At 69.4% G+C, this 19924-nt stretch carries 16 protein-coding genes; 11 read left to right on the top strand and 5 right to left on the bottom strand.

From position 1 onward, the window contains the following. Positions 1 to 5 precede the first annotated feature (5 nt). The 5 genes from ACIQFZ_RS34980 to ACIQFZ_RS34960 all read right to left on the bottom strand — a co-directional run bounded on the left by ACIQFZ_RS34980 (position 6) and on the right by ACIQFZ_RS34960 (position 5142). Positions 6 to 1478, bottom strand: a complete 1473-nt coding sequence (locus ACIQFZ_RS34980) for an NAD-dependent succinate-semialdehyde dehydrogenase (RefSeq protein ID WP_402693113.1) — start codon at positions 1476 to 1478, stop codon at positions 6 to 8. Then, positions 1478 to 2470, bottom strand: coding sequence for a hypothetical protein (locus tag ACIQFZ_RS34975; protein WP_402693112.1), 993 nt, complete (start codon positions 2468 to 2470; stop codon positions 1478 to 1480). The genes ACIQFZ_RS34980 and ACIQFZ_RS34975 overlap by 1 nt, the downstream gene beginning before the upstream one ends. Next, positions 2467 to 3489 carry a dihydrodipicolinate synthase family protein gene (locus ACIQFZ_RS34970; protein ID WP_402693111.1) on the bottom strand — a complete coding sequence of 341 codons (1023 nt, stop codon included), beginning with the start codon at positions 3487 to 3489 and terminating at the stop codon, positions 2467 to 2469. The genes ACIQFZ_RS34975 and ACIQFZ_RS34970 overlap by 4 nt, the downstream gene beginning before the upstream one ends. Before the next feature lie 70 nt (positions 3490 to 3559). Continuing rightward, positions 3560 to 3733: a ferredoxin gene (locus ACIQFZ_RS34965; protein WP_402693110.1), complete on the bottom strand. Its 174-nt coding sequence runs from the start codon at positions 3731 to 3733 to the stop codon at positions 3560 to 3562. 17 nt (positions 3734 to 3750) lie between these two features. Beyond that, positions 3751 to 5142 (bottom strand): NADH-ubiquinone oxidoreductase-F iron-sulfur binding region domain-containing protein, encoded by a 1392-nt coding sequence (locus tag ACIQFZ_RS34960; RefSeq protein WP_402693109.1) that lies wholly within the window; start codon positions 5140 to 5142, stop codon positions 3751 to 3753. A 107-nt stretch (positions 5143 to 5249) separates the two neighbouring features. Here ACIQFZ_RS34960 and ACIQFZ_RS34955 point away from each other — a divergent pair, with 107 nt between their 5' ends. The 11 genes from ACIQFZ_RS34955 to ACIQFZ_RS34905 all read left to right on the top strand — a co-directional run bounded on the left by ACIQFZ_RS34955 (position 5250) and on the right by ACIQFZ_RS34905 (position 19878). Then, positions 5250 to 6026 (top strand): IclR family transcriptional regulator, encoded by a 777-nt coding sequence (locus ACIQFZ_RS34955; protein ID WP_402693108.1) that lies wholly within the window; start codon positions 5250 to 5252, stop codon positions 6024 to 6026. Positions 6027 to 6650: 624 nt separating this feature from the next. Continuing rightward, positions 6651 to 7823: a ring-opening amidohydrolase gene (locus ACIQFZ_RS34950; protein ID WP_402693107.1), complete on the top strand. Its 1173-nt coding sequence runs from the start codon at positions 6651 to 6653 to the stop codon at positions 7821 to 7823. Positions 7824 to 7910: 87 nt separating this feature from the next. After that, on the top strand, positions 7911 to 9374 hold the full coding sequence (locus ACIQFZ_RS34945; RefSeq protein ID WP_402693106.1) for an amidase: 1464 nt from the start codon (positions 7911 to 7913) through the stop codon (positions 9372 to 9374). A 15-nt stretch (positions 9375 to 9389) separates the two neighbouring features. After that, the gene (locus ACIQFZ_RS34940) at positions 9390 to 10733 is read left to right on the top strand and encodes an MFS transporter (protein ID WP_402693105.1); all 1344 of its coding nucleotides are present in this window, start codon (positions 9390 to 9392) and stop codon (positions 10731 to 10733) included. A gap of 224 nt (positions 10734 to 10957) precedes the next feature. Further along, a complete protein-coding gene (locus ACIQFZ_RS34935) occupies positions 10958 to 12004 on the top strand; it encodes a fumarylacetoacetate hydrolase family protein (protein WP_402693104.1) in 1047 nt (348 codons plus the stop codon). A 105-nt stretch (positions 12005 to 12109) separates the two neighbouring features. Then, positions 12110 to 15472, top strand: coding sequence for a molybdopterin cofactor-binding domain-containing protein (locus ACIQFZ_RS34930; RefSeq protein WP_402693103.1), 3363 nt, complete (start codon positions 12110 to 12112; stop codon positions 15470 to 15472). After that, positions 15469 to 15948 (top strand): (2Fe-2S)-binding protein, encoded by a 480-nt coding sequence (locus tag ACIQFZ_RS34925; protein ID WP_402693102.1) that lies wholly within the window; start codon positions 15469 to 15471, stop codon positions 15946 to 15948. Before ACIQFZ_RS34930 ends, ACIQFZ_RS34925 begins: the two co-directional genes overlap by 4 nt. Positions 15949 to 16128: 180 nt before the next feature. Beyond that, positions 16129 to 17265, top strand: coding sequence for a pyridoxal phosphate-dependent aminotransferase (locus ACIQFZ_RS34920; RefSeq protein ID WP_402693101.1), 1137 nt, complete (start codon positions 16129 to 16131; stop codon positions 17263 to 17265). 87 nt (positions 17266 to 17352) lie between these two features. After that, positions 17353 to 17910 carry a hypothetical protein gene (locus ACIQFZ_RS34915; protein WP_390728235.1) on the top strand — a complete coding sequence of 186 codons (558 nt, stop codon included), beginning with the start codon at positions 17353 to 17355 and terminating at the stop codon, positions 17908 to 17910. Further along, entirely contained in the window at positions 17907 to 18506 is a 600-nt protein-coding gene (locus tag ACIQFZ_RS34910; RefSeq protein WP_384947226.1) for a thiamine pyrophosphate-dependent enzyme, read from the top strand. The genes ACIQFZ_RS34915 and ACIQFZ_RS34910 overlap by 4 nt, the downstream gene beginning before the upstream one ends. Positions 18507 to 18672: 166 nt before the next feature. Beyond that, positions 18673 to 19878, top strand: coding sequence for an XdhC family protein (locus tag ACIQFZ_RS34905; RefSeq protein ID WP_402693100.1), 1206 nt, complete (start codon positions 18673 to 18675; stop codon positions 19876 to 19878). The last annotated feature ends 46 nt before the right edge of the window (positions 19879 to 19924 follow it).

The following is a 19924-nucleotide window of genomic DNA, read 5'->3' as shown; positions in this document are numbered from 1 at the left end:
CCTCCTCAGACGTAGGGGGTGGCGACGTACTTGGTCTCCATGAACTCGAGCATTCCGTCGTGGGAGCCCTCGCGTCCCAGACCGCTGTGCTTGCTCCCGCCGAAGGGTGCGGCCGGATCGGAAACCAGCCCGCGGTTGAGCCCGACCATGCCGCAGGCCAGCTGCCTGCTCACCGACAGGCCGCGCTCCAGGTCCCGGGTGTACACATAGGACACAAGCCCGGCGTCGGTGGCGTTCGCCCAGGCGATGGCCTCGTCCTCCTGGTCGAAGGCGGCGATTGGGGCCACCGGGCCGAAGATCTCGGTCTGCATGATCTCGCTGGTGGGCGAGACCTCGTCCAGGACGGTGGGCGGGAAGAAGAAGCCGCTGCGCTCGGGGACGGAGCCGCCGAGCACAAGCCTGGCGCCGTCGCGCACCGCTCGGCCCACCAGTGCTGCGACCCGGTCCCGTTCCGCCTGCGAGACCATGGCGCCGATCTCGCTGAGCGGGTCGATGCCGGGGCCCATCCTCAGGCCTGCCATGCGCTTGGTGATCCGTGCCAGGAACTCCTGGTGGATCCCGCGCTGCACGAAGATCCGGTTGGCCGCGGTGCACGCGGCGCCGCCGTTGCGCAGCTTGGCCAGCATGAATCCGTCGACCGCGTCATCCAGGTCGGCGTCGTCGCACACGATGAACGGCGCGTTTCCGCCGAGCTCCATCGAGTTCTTGGCGATGTTGCCCGCCGACTGACGCAGCAGCACCCGGCCGATCTCGGTGGAGCCGGTGAACGACAGGGCCCGCACCCGGGCGTCGGCGAGCATGGCGTTCACCGCCGGCCCCGGCGGCGTCGGCAGCACCACGTTGACGACCCCGGCCGGCACGCCTGCCTCTTCCAGCAGTCTGGCGATGAACAGCGCGGCCAGCGGTGTCTCCATCGCAGGTTTGAGCACGACGCTGCAGCCTGCCGCGAGCGCCGGGGCGATCTTGCGGGTGGCCATCGCGGCCGGGAAGTTCCAGGGCGTGACGAGCAGGGCCACTCCGACCGGCTCGTGCGATACCATGATCCAGTTGTGTCCGGCAGGGGAGCGGCGCAGGTCACCCGGTACTCGGACGGATTCCTCGGCGAACCAGCGGAAGAACTCGGCCGCGTACGCGACCTCCGCGCGCGCGTCACCGCTCACCTTGCCGTTCTCCAAAGTGATGATCCGGGCGAGTTCCTCCTCGTCACGGGTCATCAGTTCAAAGGCACGCTGCAGGATCTGCGCCCGCTGCCGTGGCGAGGTCGCGGCCCAGGACTGCTGCGCCCGGGACGCGGCGGCGACCGCGGCCAGGCACTGGTCGACGGTCGACAGCGACACCTCGGCGAGCACACTGCCGTCGGCCGGGTTCACCACCTCACGCAGGCCGCCCTGGCCGCGGACCCAGGTGCCGTCGATGTAGGCGTCGACGGGCACCAGGGCGGCGCCCAGCCGCTTGGCTCCTGCGGTCCGCGCGGGCATCACAGGTTCACCTTCGGCGCGGACAGCGGGGCGATCCGGCGGCCGAAACCGCAGGTGGCTGCGGCGTCCAGGATCGTCGCAGCGAGCACGAGATCCTGCTCCGGGGATCCGATCGACTTGTACACAGTCATCGCTTCGACCTCTCCTCGTTCCTGCTGTAGCGCCGTGCCGAGCAACTCGACCCGCTCGGGGGTCAGGCCCGCGTCGCGGGCGTCCAGAGCGTCCCCGGACTCATGGAGAACGTCGGGGGTGTCCACCAAGACTCGGGCTGCGCCGGCGAGGATCTCGCCGCCGAGCTCCCGCTGGTTGGGCAGCGTCGAGCCGATCGAAGCGATCACCGGGATGTGCGTGACGTCCGCGCCGCGCAGCACCACCTGGCCGCCGGAATTGGTGGCCGCATAGACAAGGTCGGCGCCGTCGAGCGCCGTGGCCGGCTCGGCGTGCCCGGTCGCGGTGAGGCCGGTGCGCCGCGCGACCTGGCCGACGAACGCGGCGCGGTTGGTCTCTCTCCGGCTGGTGACCCGGACGTCGTCGAGGGTGAGCACCCCGTGCAGGGCCGCCACGCCGGCCAGGGCTTCGGCGCCGGACCCGACGACGGCGAGCCTGGTCGGTGCGTCGGTGTCCATGAGATGCCCGATCGCGACGGCGGCGGTCGCCGCCGTGCGCAGGGTGGTGACCTTGGCCGCGTCGACCATGCCCAGGGGGCGGCCGCTCGCGGTGTCGAAGACATGCACGCAGTAGCGGACCGAGTTGTCCGAGGCGAGATGGAACTCCTTGTAGCCGAAGATCCCCAGGGCGGAGACCTCCGCTGCCATCAGGCGCATCCAGCCGCCCGCGTAGGGCAGGGTGAGCCGCTGGGTGGTCGCCTGCCCCCTCGCTCGGGTCAGGGCCGCCTCCCGTGCGGCTGTGCGCGCGATGTCCCAGGTGATGTGCTGTGTGATGGCCGCGGAATCGACGTGCAGGGGGTGCGGATCGGCGGGACCGAGGGTCATGTCGCCACCCGCCCGGTGAAGAAGAGGGCGTCGGCGTCGTCGGTGACCGCCATGCCCGAGGCGAGCGCGGCGGAGCGCAGGTGCTGCATCTGCCGGTCGTGCAGCCGGCTGTGCGGGCTGCGCACCGGACCGCCGTTGAATCCCTGCAGCCAGCCCTGGTACTTCCACAGCAACCGGTGCACAAAGGAGGTGCCGGCGTTGGACTCCTTCATCAGGCTGCTGGAGGCGGCCCGTGCCGGGTGCACCGACCAGTACAGTGCCATAGCCTCGTCCGCTGTGCCCTTGTCCTGCGCCAGCGCGTGGATGCGGGGCACGACATCGCCGAAGTACTCGTAGTTGGACGTTCCCATCCACGGCATGCCGAAGGTGCTCGCCCAGGCCGGGGCGTTCATCTCCAGCGGGTCGGACACCAGTACCCGGTCGCTGAAGCGCCGGAAGACCTCGGCGAGGCCGGCGACGCCGGGGTCGCCGATCTCGTTCTTGATGGCCACCACGTTGGGGATCGTGTCGACGATTTCCTCCAGCCAAGCGGGTGCGAAACCGCTGGGGTGGAGCCGGGTGAAGTTCCACAGGTTCATCGCGAAGACGATCACGCCCATGCCGCTCGCCTGGGCGACCGCGCGGGTGTACGCCACGATCTCGGCGGGGTCCTGCGGGTAGAAGCCGATCGGGTAGGAGGGCATGACCAGGTCGACGCCCTTGCCGGCGGCCAGCGCGGTCAGTGCCACGTTCTGTGCGAGGGTGCCCGCCGCGGCTTGCACGATGGTCACCATGTCGTCCCCGGCCTCGTCCACGGCGATCTCGACGAAGCGCTCGAACTCCTCTGCCGTGGTGCCGCATTCGCCGACGATCAGGAAACCGGTGAATCCCAGCTCGCGTTCGCGTCGGATGTCGTGTCGGATCGCCTCCTCGTTCAGGGCTGTCTGGTCCGGGGTGAACGAGGGCATGACGCAGCCACTGACGCCCCGGAGTCTCTCCATCGCCCAGGAGCGGGCGCTGCCGGCTTCGAATTTGGCCATGACGGTGTGCTCTCTCCTCCGTCGCAAGGTCTCTTCGTGTGCGGGAGGCCGGGGCTACCCGGCCCCCGGCCTACTCCTGGAGGGCGATCGCGCGCGCGGGGCAGGCTGCCGCGGCACGGCGCGCGGCCGCCTCCTGTTCCGAGGGCACGTCGCCGTCGACTGCCTGTGCGTAGCCCCACTCGTCGAGGGTGAACACGGCCGGCGCCTCGTCGGCACAGTTGCCGTAGGCCTGGCATCTGCTCATGTCGACACGGACCTTCATCAGTACTCCTCCAGATCGATCGGCCAACTGGCCGCCCAGCGTGTCGCGGGCAGACGGTCCGGGGCGGCCGCGCACCGTCCGCAGGCCGTGTCCAGATGGGCGGCAACCAGTACGTGGTGCTCGGTGAGCAGGCCGGCCAGCAGGCCTGCGGCCGCGTCGAGGGTTCCGCAGGCCCCCCTTCCGCGTAGCGAGACGCTCCACGAACGCAACTGCTCCACCGTCTGCGCGGTGGCCGACCCGGCTGTCAGCGCTTCGACTCCGCCGAGCATGGCTGCGATGCCCCTGAAGCACGGGCCGCACTGGTGGGCGTTCTCCCGGTCCAAGTAGTGCAGGATTTCGGCGACAGCGGTGACCGGGCAGGTGTCGGTGAGCACCATGACGATGCCGCATCCCAAAGATGAGCCGGCTGCCCGCATGGCCTGATGGCGGAGCGGCGTGGTGAAGCAGTCGAGGGTGGCGAACCCGCCGAAGAATCCGCCGAGGATCACCTGCGGCTGTCCGGTGGCGGGCCACAGGGCGAGCCGCTCGAGGACCGAGCGCAGGTCGACGTCGGCGGGGGCTTCGACCAGGGTCCGCTCGCCGTGGTCGGTGACGACCGTGAGCAGGACCGTCGATCCGGGCTCGGGACCCGACCACGGCGGGGCCGCCGCCCCTCGGCGCACCGCGTCCGCGAGCTGTGCGAGGGTCTCCACATTGGACACCAGCGTGGGACGACCCCGGACACCGTGCTCGAACGGGCGCGGGGGCTTGGCGGTGGGTTTGGCGGGCCCACCGGACAGTGCCCGCACCACCGCAGTCTCCTCCCCGCAGACGTATCCGGACGGTGCGGCGAAGACCTCCATGGCTGGCGACTCGCCCCGCAGCTCGACTCGCTCCGTGACGATCCGCCTGCAGCAGGGGTCGCTGACGTAGAGGTGGATCCGCTCGGCGGCCAGCGCACGGCCGACCACCCGGGCCCCGTCCAGCACGAGGTCGGGGCACAGGGACAGCAGGGCGCGATCCTTCACGCTGGCCGGTTCGCCCTCCTCGCCGTTGGCGACGACGTGGGGTGCCCGGCCGTGGACGCGTGCGGCCTCCTGGACTGCGCGCAGCTTCCGGGCGAGCGGAAAGCCCGCCCCGCCCCGCCCACGCAAGTCCATGCGTTCGCACAGTGAGATCAGCTCCTCGATCCCGAGCCGGGCCAGTGCCGGGCCGGCGCGGCGGTTGCGCGGCGCGAGCACACCCGCGTCCGCGAGCCCGGGCCAGCGAAGCAGGCGAGGCGCAGGAGCCGTAGCCCTGCCAGCGATGGCGTGGGTGCCATCCGCCCGCACCGCGGCGGTGCCGTACGCCTCCAGTGCCACGCCGCCGCTGTGGTCCCGTGGTCCGCGCTCACCTGTCGCTCCTTCGCCCACGGGTCCTCCTGACACCGGAATCGTCCGGACGGGCCGCCGCCGGATCGGGAGTCTGACGCTAAGAGAAACTGCCGTAGGGAGGGAAGAAGTGGCTCTAACATTCCTCTATGGGAAAAGACTTGCCCGCAGGAGGCAGCAGCCTCGGCTCCGTGACCAATGCGCTGCGGCTCCTGTCGCTGCTCACCGAACACCCCTCCATCCGCGTGGTTGATGCCGCGGACTTCCTAGGCATCGCCCTGTCGACCGCCCACCGGCTGCTCAGCTGTCTGCGGGACGAAGGCTTCCTGCAGCAGGCGAACGGCTCCCGGCGCTACACGGTGGGTCCCGAAACGCTCCGGATCGCCCGGCACTTCGCCACCCAGCACACGCTGGAGCACGCCGCGCACCACCATCTCCAGGCGCTCTGCCGCGAACTGAACGAGACGGTGAACCTGCAGATCCTGCTGGGGTCCGAGGTGCTCTGCGTAGATGCCATAGCGGAGACCAGCCACACACTGCATGTCAAACACATCGCCGGCCAGCGCACTCCGTCGAACGCCTCGGCTGCGGGCAAGCTCCTGCTGTCCGTACTCGACCCCGACGAGGTACGCGCCCGCTTCCGGGAGGGCCTGCCTGCCCTCACCGCGCACACCATCGTCGACCCCGACGCCTTCCAGCGGGAACTCGAAGCCGTACGCAACCGCGGCTACGCGACCAACATCGAAGAGGGGGAGGAGGGTGTGCACGCGGTCGCGGTCGCAATCATGGACACCAGGCAGCGCCCGATGGCGGCACTGTCGGTCGCGTCCCCCGCGGCACGACTCCCCGCGGCCCGAGTGCGGACCATCGTTCCGCAACTGCGCCGGGCCAGCAACGCGATTGCCGCGGACTTCTTCGCAGTGTAGGGGGGTGGGAACTGCTGGGGCTTGATTGAGTGGGAGTGCGTTCTGGCGATCAACATGGATGGGCGGCTGACCCGTTCAGTCGGAACCGATGCCACACGCCGGAGCCCGGCCGGGGTGAGAGAAGGCTGAAGGCGGCGGTGACACATGGCCGCGAAGCAGGCTGGATCAGCTGCTGGGGTCCCGAGCCGCGTAGGAATGCTGCGTGCGTCCTACGCGGCATGCCAAGGGAGCCATGGTGAACCCCCCGACGCACGCCGCCCTGCCAAGACCTGCGCGAACAGGTAGGGGCCGCAGTGCGCGGGCGTCTGGCTGACGCGGCATGGTTTCCGTATAGAGGGATTTCCAAACAGAATCTTCCATCACAGCGGGATAAGGCCTAGTGTCCTGGCACACCAGGAGCCGACCTGAACGGTCTCTCCAACTGAGGACTCGCCGGTCCTACGAACAACGCGGAGCCGGTGAACGCCTGGCCTTCCGTCAGCGCTTCCCAGCCCCGGACGACCCGATCTTCCCAGCTGCGCACGGCCACAGCCGCCTGATGATCCGCACGGATCCCCGCGCGCCGTTCCAGAGCGCGCTCGCGAGCCGTCACCGACGCACCACCAGACCGCCACGCCGACGCGCATGGCGGCAGGCCATCGGTACCAGGAGAGGGAGAAGAAGCACGTGCCCGAGCCCATCGAAGTCCGCAAGGTCCCCATCCAGAGCGTCAGCGACACCTCCGGCCTCGCCGAGCTCATCGACACTGGGGTGCTCGAAGCCGACCGGGTCATTGCCATCATCGGCAAGACCGAAGGCAACGGCGGAGTCAACGACTACACCCGGATCATCGCCGACCGTGCCTTCCGGGAGCTCCTGGTGCACAAGGGAACCCGCAGCGTGGAGCAAGTGAAGCTGGTCCCGATCGTCTGGTCCGGCGGCACCGACGGCGTGATCAGCCCGCATGCGACCGTCTTCGCCACCCTGCCGCGGGAGCAGGCCGAGCAGACCGACGAGCCCAGGCTCACCGTCGGATTCGCCATGAGCGAGCCGCTCCTGCCCGAGGAGATCGGCAGGACTGCAATGATCGAGAAGGTCGCGGCAGGCGTCCGCGCGGCGATGGCCGCCGCAGGCATCACCGATCCGGCCGACGTGCACTATGTGCAGACCAAGACCCCGCTGCTCACCGTGCACACCATCCGGGACGCCAAGGCGCGCGGTCAGCAGGTGTGGACCGAGCACACTCACGAGTCCATGGACCTGTCCAACGCCACCACCGGTCTCGGGGTCGCGGTGGCCCTTGGCGAGATCGCCATGCCTTCGGACGCGGACGTGATGCACAACCGCGAGTTGTACTCCTCGGTCGCCTCCTGCTCCTCGGGGGTGGAACTCGACCGGGCGCAGATCGTGGTGGTCGGCAACGCCCGTGGGGTGGGCGGTCGGTACCGCATCGGGCACGCGGTCATGCGGGACGCGCTGGACCAGGACGGCATCTGGGAGGCGATCGAGAACGCTGGCCTGAAGCTGCCGGAGCGCCCGCGCCACACCGACCTGCACGGCCGACTGGTCAATGTGTTCCTCAAATGTGAGGCCTCCCAGGGAGGAATCGTGCGCGGTCGACGCAACGCCATGCTCGACGACTCCGACGTCCACTGGCACCGGCAGATCAAGTCCTGCGTGGGCGGCGTTGCCGCGGCCGTGACCGGCGACCCCGCCGTCTTTGTCTCGGTGTCCGCCGTGCACCAGGGGCCCGCCGGTGGCGGCCCGGTCGCCGCGATTGTCGACCTCGGCCCCGACCCGGCGACCGGGTACCGCTGAACCGGTCACTGACCCTCGGATGTGCGGCTGCGTGCAGACGCACGACGCAGCCGCCCAACCGCCGGACGACCACGACGAAGAGGCCTCATGACTGCGAGTACCACCGGCATGTCAGCGCCCCTGCCGGCACCCGGCGACCTCACTGCGCTGGACGCACTGGCGCTGTCGGACGCCATCAGACGCGGCGTGGTCTCCTGCCGCGAGGTGATGCGGGAGTTCCTGGACCGTATCGACCGGCTGAACCCGCACGTGAACGCGATCATCGCCCTCCGCGATGAGGACGAACTGCTCGCCGAGGCCGAGGAACACGACCGACTGCTGCGCCGGGGGCAGTACCTCGGCCGGCTGCACGGGTTTCCGCACGCGGTGAAGGACCTCAGTGATGCGGCGGGGCTGGCGACCACCAAGGGCTCGCCCCTGCTGAGGGACAACATCCCCGCCACCGACGCACCGCACGTTCAGCGGATCCGCAATGCCGGGGCGATCATCATCGGCAAGACCAACACCCCGGAGTTCGGTCTCGGCTCGCAGACCTACAACCCGCTGTTCGGGACCACCCGCAACCCGTACGACCTCGCCCGGTGCGCGGGCGGCAGCAGCGGCGGGGCGGCTGCGGCGCTTGCCCTGCGGATGCTGCCCGTCGCCGACGGCACCGATTTCATGGGCTCGCTGCGCAACCCGGCCGCCTTCAACAACGTCATCGGTTTCCGCCCCTCCTACGGGAGGGTTCCAGAAGCCGGTTTCATCGCCGCCCCGGCGGTCGCCGGTCCGATGGCCCGATCCGTGGCCGATGCCGCCATGCTCCTGTCGGTCATGGCCGGGCCCGACGCCGGCGCGCCTCTGGCGATCGAGCAGGACCCGGCGATGTTCGCCGAGGCACTGGACCACGACCACCGAGGCACCCGCATTGCCTGGGCCGGCGACTTCGCCGGCTACCTCGCCACCGAACCCGGCCTGCTGGACCTGTGCCGCAGCTCGTTCCAGGCCTTTGAACAGATCGGCTGCACGGTCGAGGAAGCACTGCCTGCGATGCCTCTCGCTCAGGTGTGGGAGACCTTCCTGCTGTGGAGGCACTGGCTCACCGCCGGGGCGCTGCACCCGCTGTACGTCGATCCGGCCTCCCGTGCACAGCTGAAACCCGAGGCTGTCTGGGAGGTCGAGCAAGGCCTGCGGCTGAGCGCGCACGACGTCTACCGCGCCGAGGAGATGCGGATCCGGTGGTACGCCTCGGTGCAGGAGCTGCTGCGGCGGTACGACTTCATCCTCGCCCCGTCGGCCCAGGTCTTCCCCTTTGACGCGAGTCTGCCCTGGCCGCGCGAGATCAACGGCCGACCGATGGACACCTACCACCGCTGGATGGAGACCGTCGCCCCCTGGTCCCTGACCAGCCTGCCGGTGCTCAACCTCCCGGTCGGCTTCGACGAGCGCGGTCTGCCGATGGGCGTGCAGGTCATCGGACGCAGTCACGCAGACCTCGAGGTACTGCGTCTGGGCCACGCCTACGACCAGGCGACCCAGTGGCCCGGGAGAGTGCAGCCGAAACTCCCGTAGGAAAAAGGAGCAATCATGGCATCCGCCGAAACCGGTGCGCTACCAATCCGGCCCAGCCACGCCCGTATCGCATTCGCCACCGGCGTCGGAACGGCGATTGAATACTACGATTTCCTGATCTACGCAATCGCCAGCGGTGTGGTGTTCGGCAAGCAGTTCTTTCCCTCGGACGACCCCCTGGTCGGTACGCTGCTCGCATTTGCCACCTTTGGAGTGGGATTCATTGCCCGACCGCTCGGCGGCGCAGTCGCAGGGCACTTCGGAGACCGTCTCGGCAGGAAGTTCATGCTCGTGGTCACCATGGTGACGATGGCGGTTTCCACGTTCTGCATAGGACTCCTTCCCAACTATGCGGCGATCGGCGTCTGGGCGCCCGCCCTCCTGGTGCTCGCCCGACTGGTCCAAGGATTCTCCGCAGGCGGCGAATGGGGCGGCGGAACGGTGACGGCCGTCGAGCATGCGCCGCCGGGCAGGCGCGGACTCTACGGGAGCTGGACGATTCTCGGCACGTCGATCGGCCCCATGCTGGGAATCGCAGCCTTCTCGCTCGTGGGCCGGCTCGATGAGAGCGCCTTTGCGTCCTGGGGATGGCGCCTACCCTTCCTTGCCAGCGCCGCCCTGCTGGCGGTGGGTCTTTATGTCCGGCTCGGTATGACCGAGACCCGGGAGTTCACCGAGATGAAGTCGGACGGCCGGGTCGCGCGCATGCCCGCTCTTGAAGTCATCCGAACATACCCCGGCGTCCTGCTCCGTTCGGTGGGGTCGGTCATCGCCTTCTCCACCATGGTGTACATCGCCTTCACATTCGTACTGACCTACGGAACTGAAAAGCTCGGCTTTTCACGGACGACCTTCTTGAACTTCACCATGATTGCCCTGGCCTTCAACCTGGTGACGGTTCCGTTCTTCTCGGCACTGTCCGACCGGGTCGGCCGGAAGCCCGTCATGCTCGGTGGAGCTGTTTTCCTGGTCGTGTTCGCCTTCGCATTCTTCCCGATGCTGAACACCAAGAACGATGCGGTCGTACTGCTTGCACTCATCCTGGCCAACAACTCGCCGGCGCCCATTTACGGGCCGATGGCTGCGCACTTCAGCGAACTGTACGAGCCGAGAGTCCGATTCAGCGGTGTGTCCCTCGGCGTACAGACCGGACACGTTCTCGGCGGGGGCCTCGCACCCTTCCTGGCGACAGCTCTGTACGCGGCCGGCGGGCGGTCGGCCTGGCCGGTCGTGGCCTACCTCGCGGTGACGGCAGTCATCAGCGTCCTCGCGATCGCCGGCCTGCCCGAGACCGTCCGCGGCCGCCAGGGCAGGGCCGACGATTCCGACCGAAGCGAAAGTGCGGTCGAAGCAACCTGAGCACGCCGTGTCGTACGCCTCGGAGGTCACCGCCTGGAGCCCGGCGACGTGATCGCCGCCCGCCCTCCGCCGGCGTCGGCACGGCCCAGAGCCTCGCCTCCAACCCCGGCGAGCGCACATCCGGCGTGATCCCTCGGCCGGCAGCACACGGCCTGGTCGAGACCACGAAGCGAAACCCTTCCCGTCCCCGACCGGGGACGGGCCACAGTGAAGGAGATTGAGGCATGGCGAGCCACGCCTACCGCTTGTGCACCTACCTCTACGGCGACTTCACGTCGGTCGGTCTCGGACTCGGCGAGAACCCGACCACCGTCATCGATGTGGAGCGGTGCTTCACCCACCTGCACCGCGAGCAGCGCCAGGGACAGTTCATCGAGTGGCCGACCCGGCTGGACATGCTGGCCGTGTTGACCAACTGGGACTACTTCACCGAGCGCCTGGCCGAGGTGGCCCGCCGGGCCGCCGCGGGCGAGCTGCCCGCGCCCGGTGAAGGCGGCTTTGTGCACCGGGTGCAGGACGTACGGTTCGCCGCGCCGCTGGCGAACCCCGGGAAGATCCTGAACGCCGGCGCCAACTACTACGACCACATCAAGGAGATGGGCACCGTCGAGATCTCGCCGGAGACCGATGTGCCCTACATCTTCCCGAAGACGCCGAACAACTGCATCATCGGCGACGGGGAGGCCATCCGGCTGCCGAGGAAGCGCAACTGGGACGTCGCCCAGTACGTGGACTGGGAGGCCGAGCTCGCGGTGGTCATCGGCCGCACCGCGGAGGACGTCTCGCCGCAGGAGGCGAAGGACTACATCGCCGGCTACACGATCTACCAGGACATCTCCGGCCGGGACAAAATGATCCGCGATACCGGTCCGTTCCCGTGGGACTGGTACGCCAACAAGTGCAATGACACCTTCGCCCCGATGGGGCCGTGGATCGTGCCGCAGCAGTTCCTGCCGGACGTCTCGGACCTGCGGATCCGGTCGGTGGTCAACGGAGAGGTCCAGCAGGACTCCTCCACCAAGCACATGATCTGGACCGTGCAGCAGCTGGTCTCCTACGCCTCGGAGATCACCCGCCTGGAGCCCGGCGACGTCATCGCCACCGGTACCCCCGCCGGCGTCGGCATGGCCCAGGGCCTCGACCTCAAGCCCGGCGAGCTGCCCAACCTGTTCCCGCACATGTACTCCGGCGGCGGCCGCTTCCTCAAGGCGGGCGACACCCTGGTCACCGAGATCGAAGGCCTGGGCACCCTCACCAACCCGGTCCTCTGACCATCGGCGCGGGACGTGGGACGAGCACTTCCGGTATCCCTGCCCCCGTGCCGCGCCAGCCTCCGGCGACCAAGCAGCCCACAGTCCAGAACCTAGGAGCCCACATTGGCTTCCATCGGTGAGCACCGCAAACCGGTCGACTGGGTGGCGATCACCAGCGGCACCGCCCGGTACACCGCGGACATAGACCTGCCCGGGGAGCTTGTCGCCGCGGTGCTGCACAGCCCGCATCCGCACGCAAGGATCCTCGGCATCGACACGCGCAAGGCCAAAGCGACCCCCGGCGTACGAGCGGTGCTCACCGCGGCGGACCTGCCGGCCCGCACCTACATCGACTACCGGGCCGTCGACTCCGACCGCCTGCCACTCGCCCGCGGTGTGGTCCGCCATGTCGGCGAGCCCGTCGCAGTGGTGGCTGCGGAGAGCCCCGAGGCGGCCGACCGGGCACTTGCGGCGATCAAGGTGCGCTACCGGCGGCTTCCGGTCCTGGACACCATGGCCAAGGCGCTGCTGCCGGGCGCTGACGCGATCCACGAGGGAAGCCCGGACAACATCGCCAAGCGGGTGCACCAGCAGTTCGGCTCTCGGGAGGAGGCCGAACGGGCGACTACGCACAGCGTCGCGGCCCGCTATCTGTCGAGTCGTCAGGCTCACGCCACGATGGAGCCGCACACGGTCATGGCGCACTGGTCGCCGCGCGAGGAGATGCTGCACGTCTGGGCGCCCTCGCAGAATCCACGGGGGCTGCGCCGGGACCTGGCCCAGCTCTTCGCGCTGGACCCGGACCAGGTCCGGATGCACGAGGTCACCGTGGGCGGCGACTTCGGCGGCCGCACCCAGATTTCCAGCACCGAGGCACTTGTGTGCGCGCTGAGCTTGGCCACCAGCCGTCCGGTGAAACTACGTCAGTCGAGGGCCGAGGAGTTCGCCTTCACCAAGTCACGGTTGAGCTGGGACACGCGGATCAGGATCGGCTGCGACAGCTCGGGGAACCTGACGTACCTGGGAGCCGACTTCGACGTCGACAACGGCGCCTACAACATGGCCGGACCCGGCGAAATGGACTACGGCTCGGTCGCCATCGCCTCCTCCTACCGGTTCTCCAGCTATGACGGTGACGGCCGCTGCGTGTACACCACCAAGCAGTCCCCCTCCTCGTTCCGCGGAGCCGGCGGCTTCGCGGTCAACTGGACGCTCGAGTGCGCCATTGACGAACTGGCGGAGAAGGCGGGCATCGACCCGATCGACTTCCGCCTGCGCAACGCACTCAGCGAGGTCGGGGAACGATCGATCACGGGCTGGGAAATCAAGTCAAGCGCTCTCAAGGCGTGCCTGGAGACGGTCCGGCGAGAGATCGACTGGGACGCGAAGCGGGCGCAGGGCGGCAACGGACGAGGCGTCGGGGTGGCCTGCAGCATGCACGTCACCGCCCTGCGACGCGAGTACATGCTGCGGTCGAGTGCCGCCCTGGACCTCTCCACCGACGGACGCATCACCCTGCTGTCCGGCTGCGGGGATGCGGGCACCGGGCAGAAGACCCTGATCTGCCAGGCAGTCGCCGAGGTCCTCGACATCGACCCCGCCGGCATCGCGATCGTGACCACAGATTCCGCACGGACCCCGCACGATGCCGGCGCCGGCGCGTCCCGCGGCAGCTTCGTCTCCGTCAGCACCGCCCGTCGTCTGGCCGAGGACGCCAAGGACACCCTGGTGCAGGCTGCGGCGGCGAAGTTCGCCGCGGACCCCTCCGGGATCGCCTGGCAGGACGGACACGCCGTGCGCGGCGACGACCGGTTGAGCCTGGGCGACCTGGCGGCATTGTGCGCACCGCAGGGTGAGGCACTGCACATCGAGTCCGAGTTCACCGGGGAATGGACGGATCCCACCCCCGCCGGGTACGGGTACGAGGACATATCGCCCACCTATTCCTTCGCCGCCCAGGCTGTGGAGGTGGAGGTGGACCAGGACACCGGGGTGGTCCGGGTGGTCAAGGTCGTCGCGGCCCACGACTCCGGCACGATCCTCAACCCCGTCACGGCACGCGGGCAGGTCGAGGGCGGGGTGGTGATGGGCCTGGGAGCGGCGCTCGGTGAGGAGCTGATCTACGAGGCCGGCCGGACGGTCAACCCGAGCTACGTCGACTACCTTGTGCCCCGAGCCGCGGAGATGCCGCAGATCGAGGTGCACTTCATCGAGACCGAGGACCCGGCCGGTCCGTTCGGTGCCAAGGGCCTCGGTGAGATCGTCCTGCTGCCGACCGGTGCGGCGCTGACCAATGCGATCGCCCATGCGGTGGGGGTGCGGCTCCGTGAGGCGCCACTCACCCCGGACAAGGTGCTGCGCGCGATGCGTGCCAGGGCCGGGCTCCCGGCTCGGGCGGGCTCGATCGGGCGTGACCCGAAGCAATGGTGGACGGAGGGCATGCGGCGGGCGTATCCGTACGGGGTGCATGCAGCCCTGGCGCGCATCGGCCCGCGGATCGCGCCCACGCGCCCGGCCGGGAGGATCAGCGATGTCGTCCAGCCGACATCGCTGGGCGAAGCGCTGTCGCTGCTCGAGCGGCACCAGTCCGCAGCCCCGCTCGGTGGTGGCACCGACCTCCTGGTCCGGGAGCGTCAGCAGCTTCCGGTAGCGCCGGTGCTGGTAGACCTCTCCCGCTGCCCCGAACTGACCACCGTGGGCACCGCCGCCGACGGATCTCTGCGGATCGGCGGGGCGGTCACCCTGGCCGCACTGGCAGCCGATCCTGCGGCGGGTCCTGCGCTGCAGGAGACCGCAGCGCAGATCGCCACCCCGCAGATCCGCCAGGCCGCGACGGTCGCCGGCAACCTCTGCCAGGCCAAACGGTGCTGGTTCTACCGCAACGGCTTCGACTGCTACAAACGCGGCGGCGTCACCAGGCCGTGTTACGCGGTCATGGGGGACCACCGCTTCTATCACGCCGTACAGGACGGACACCGGTGCCAGGCGGTGACCCCCTCGGACCTGGCAACCACGCTCATCGCGCTCGACGGCGTGGCCCGGATCGACAGCCCGGCCGGGCCTCGCACGCTGCCGCTGGAATCGCTCTACTCGGGGCCGGGGGAGGTCGTGCTGGCCGAGGGCGAGGTCATCACAGCCATCGACGTGCCGGCCCCGGCGCTACGGCGCACCACCCGGTACCGCAAGCTCGCACTGTGGCACGGCGCGTTCGCAGTGGCCACGGTCTGCGTGTCCGCCGCCGAGCCGGAATCCGGCCGGGCGGACCACGTCCGAGTCGTTCTCGGCGGCCTGGCGCCCCGGCCGTACCGTGCCCGCACTCTGGAGCGCATCCTCGAGGGCAGTCAGGTCACGGCCGAGGTGATCGAAGAATGCACCGGGACATGGCTGTCGAGCACGCACCCGCTTCCGGGCAGTCACTGGAAGGCATTCGCCGGCAGCAATGTCCTGGCGAGCGTGCTGCGAGAACTGTTCGTGGTGGTGCCGTGAAGAAGCGGATCGTCGTGAACGGTGCGGAGCACACGGTTGACATCGCTCCGGCCGAGCGGTTGCTCGACACGCTCCGGGAGCGCCTTCGCCTCACCGGCACGAAAGAAGGATGCGGAGTGGGGGAGTGCGGTGCCTGCACTGTGCTTGTCGCAGGACGTCCTCGGCTCTCCTGCATCACCCTGGCGGCGACGACGGATTCCGAGGTCACCACGGTCGAAGGACTGGCCGACATCGCCGCCGACCTCCGCCAGGGATTTGCCGAGGAGGGCGGCTTCCAATGCGGTTTCTGCACCCCGGGGCAGTTGGTCAACGCCTGTGCACTTGCGCAGGACTGCGTGGATTCCGCAATACCGGCAACCGAGGAGACCCTCCGTCAGGGAATCTCCGGGAACGTCTGCCGGTGCACGGGGTACCTGGGCATCATCCGTGCCGCGCAGCGTGAAATAGATCGCCTGACATCCCGGACAGACCCTTGATCCACCGCTTTCTCACGCCGCAGGCGCCCTGCTCGCCACATCCACCCGACTTCTGGCGACGAGACCCCGCCGATCCCGCGGCTCGTGCCGGCCACACAGGCGCGCGTCCCAGCCTTCCACCGACCGGCAGCGCCCGCTCCACAGCGCCCCCGAACGCGCAGAAACCGGAGGAGTAGTCTCATGAAGCTTTCCCGCACCGCAGCAAACCGGCCGAAGTCGGGCGTGCGGAAGATGATGGAGCTCGCCTGGGGCCGCGAAGACGTGGTCCACCTGGAGGTAGGGGAGCCTGGCTTCCCGACGCCGGCTCATGTCCGCGCGGCCGCCCAGCGCGCCGCCGAAGAGGGCCACACCCGATACGCTCCCACGCCGGGCCTGCCCGAACTGAAGGAAGCGCTCACCCACAAGCTGCGTACCGTCAACCGGATCCAGGTTCCCGGCTCGCACCAGGTCGTGGTGAGCAACGGCGGGGCGAACGCGCTGTTCGCCGTCTTCGGCTCGGTGCTGGATCCGGGCGACTCCATCCTGATCCCCGACCCGGGCTGGTCCAACTTCACGATGATGGCCAACGCGTTCGGCGCGCGCCCGAAGTACTACCGGCTCACTGCCGAAGGCGGATACCTTCCCGACCCGGAACAGATCGCCGCGCTCATCGACGACTCGACCAAGGCCGTCGTGCTCAACTCGCCGTCGAACCCGTTGGGCAGCGTGATACCGAGGGAGCTGGCCGAGCGGCTGTTCGAGGTGTGCGCGGAGAAGGACGTCTGGATCATCTCCGACGAGTGCTACGACGGCATCGACTTCTCCGGCGAGTTCGTCAGCATCGGCAGCCTGGAGAGCGAGCCCCAGCGAGTCATCTCGGTCTTCAGCTTCTCGAAGGTCTACGCGATGACCGGCTGGCGCATCGGGTACTGCGCGCTGCCGTCCCAGGTCGTCGACCCGGTGCTCACCCTGCTGCAGCCCAGCGTGATGTGTGTGAACACGCCGGCCCAGTTCGCAGCGCTCGCCGCCATCACCGGCCCCCAGGACTACCTCAACGAGTGGCGCGAACAGTACCGGGAGAACCGCGACCTGGTCCTGAACAAGATCTCCGGGTCGCCGTTCACCGCACACGTCCCGGACGGCGGCTTCTACGTCTGGCTGAGCACCGGTGACTGCGGCCTGACCAGCGAGGAATTCACGGTCAAGTTGCTCACCGACCGAAGGGTCGCCCTCACCCCGGGAACGGCGTTCGGGGCGTTCGGCGAGGGGCACGTGCGACTTTCGCTTGCCACCTCCCGCGACCAACTGGCCGAGGGGATCGACCGCTTGCTCGCCTGAACGACGGCACGACCATCCAGACCCAGCGAACTGCGCCGCCCGGCAGGGACCACGCCGGCCGGGCGGAGAAGACGAAGGAGCGCACCCATGCTGCAACAGACGAAGCCCCCGGGCCGGGCCCGCTACATCCACGACAAACAGGTCGTCGCGGGTGTACACCGCGCCCTCCGCGAGGCTGGCATCACCTTCGCGACCTACTTGCCGGAGACCATCCTGTACCCGGTGATGGCCGCACTCGAGGAGGACCCAGAGGTCGTCAGCGCCTGCGTCGCACGAGAGGACGAAGGCGTCGCGATGGCGGTCGGGGCTTTCCTCGGCGGCCGATGGCCGGTGCTGATCACCGAGGCCTCGGGGCTCGGACTGTCCGGACTGATCCTGGCCCGGGCGGTCGTGCAGCGCACCCCGCTGCTCATCCTGGCCAGCCACAACGAAGCGCTCGGCGAGCGGCACGACTACACCGCCGCCGCGCGTCGGGTCGGCGAGCCGCTGCTGCGCGCGCTCGGAATTCCCTATGTCCTGGCCCGCGACGGCGCGGAGGCACCACGCCTGATCAGAGAGGCGCAGATGACCGTCCAGGGCGATCGACGCCCGGTCGCGGTGCTCTTCCCGCGGCACAGCCTGCACGTCAAGGAGGACAGCCGGTGAAGCGCCGTGACGTGCTGGAGATCCTTGCTCGGTACCGCGGCGAGTCACCCGCGGTGGTGGGGCCCGGGTTCGGCGGCCGGATCCTGCATGAGATCGACCACCGGCCCGCCACGATTTACAACATGGAGTTCGGCTATCCGGCCGCAGTATGTCTCGGGCTTGCCCTGGCGCTTCCGCAGGAGCGGGTCTTCGCGATCGAGGGCGACGGATCGCTGATCGCCGCCCTCGGCACGTTGACCACCGTCGCTCGCTACGCACCGCGGAACCTGATCATCCTGGTGATCAACAATCGGTCGTTCGCCACCACCGGGGCTCAGCCGACCGCGTCGGCGTCGGTGACCGACATCGCAGCAGTAGGCAAGGCGGCCGGGCTGGCGAGCTCGACATGCGTGGCTGACCTAGCGGCTGCAGAGGCGGCGCTCGGACAGGCAGTCGAGTCCGACGGCCCGCACCTGATCGTGGCAGATGTCGAGTACGAGGACGTGCAGTCGGCGGGACAGTCGAAGGCCTATCCCTTCGACATCGTCGAAGCTGCGATCACCTTCCGCCGCTCACTGGAGAACCGTGGGCTGGTGCCGACCATCTGGGCGGTGTGATCCAGATCCGCAGGTCATGAACCGCGGCTGACCGGGTTCGGCCTCGACCACGCGGCTGTGACCGTGGGACGGGGCCCGCCGGCCGTTCCGCTGCCATGCCAGGGGCGCGACGCCCCGGGCGGCCGACCGCTGTCCCTCGGCCGCCGACACGACAGGAGCCCCGAAGGTGCACGACATCGCCGAGCAGCTGGCCGCCTGGCACTCCGCAGGGCGTGCCTTTGCCGTCGCCAGTGTGGTCCAGGTCTCCGGCAGCGCCCCGCGCGACCCGGGCGCAGCCCTGGCGGTGGACGCCGACGGCGAGGCAATCGGCAGCATCACCGGCGGCTGCGTGGAGAGCGCCGTCTACGAGCTGTGTCAGGAAGCACTGCTCAGTGGGCGCCCGGTCATGCAGCGCTTCGGGTACAGCGACGAGGATGCCTTCGCCGTCGCGCTCACCTGCGGCGGAATCGTCGACGTCTTCGTCCAGCCGGTGCGGCCCGGCGACGACCTGGGCCTGGACGCGGGGATCGGCGCCCTCGCCGCCGGCACGCCCGTTGCCCTCGCCCGGGTGATCGCCGGGCCGGAGGCACTGCTCGGTGCCTGCCTGGCGGTGGACGGCGCCGGGCACCGGGGCACGCTCGCCGCTGCGGGCACGGGACCGGACGCGGCAGCCGGGCCGCTGGAACAGGTGGTGGTTGCGCAGGCCCGCGTGATGCTCGACGCCGGCCGCACGGGACTGCTGACGCTGGGCCTGGACGGCCGCCCGTGCAACCCGCAGGAGCACGGCTCGGCGGTGTTCTTCATCGAGTCCTACGCGCCGACGCCACGCATGCTGATCTTCGGCGCCATCGACTTCGCCGCCGCGGTGGCGCGGATCGGGCGCTTCCTCGGCTACCGGGTCACCGTCTGCGACGCCCGGCCGGTCTTCGCAACCGTCCGCCGCTTCCCCGCGGCCGACGAAGTCGTGGTCGACTGGCCGCACCGGTACCTGGAGCGCCAGGCCGCCGGCGGCGCGCTGGACGGCCGCACCGTGGTGTGTGTGCTCACCCACGATGCCAAGTTCGATGTGCCGCTGCTGGAGCGGGCGCTGCGGATGCCGCTGGCATACGTCGGCTCCATGGGCTCGCGTCACACTCACCGCGACCGGCTGGCGCGACTGCGGGAGGCCGGCCTCACCGAGCAGCAGCTCGCCGGGCTGCGCTCGCCCATCGGGTTGGATCTCGGAGCCCGCACACCCGAGGAGACGGCGGTCGCGATCGCGGCGGAGATCGTCGCGCACCGGCGCGGGGGCGCATGCTTGCCGCTCAGCGCGGGAGAGGGCCCCATCCACCACGACGTTGCGTCGTCCGAGGACCGTTCCGCCACTCCTGCGGAGCGACGGCACGGGCGCTGAGCAGAACGCGCATCTCAATCAGCAGCCAGGGTGCCCCGTGGAACCG

This window comes from Streptomyces sp. NPDC093064, assembly GCF_044754605.1.
In the GTDB taxonomy this organism is placed as follows: Bacteria; Actinomycetota; Actinomycetes; order Streptomycetales; family Streptomycetaceae; genus Streptomyces.
The sequence above is the reverse complement of the archived record's forward strand: the minus strand, read 5'-3'. Positions and strand labels throughout refer to the sequence as shown.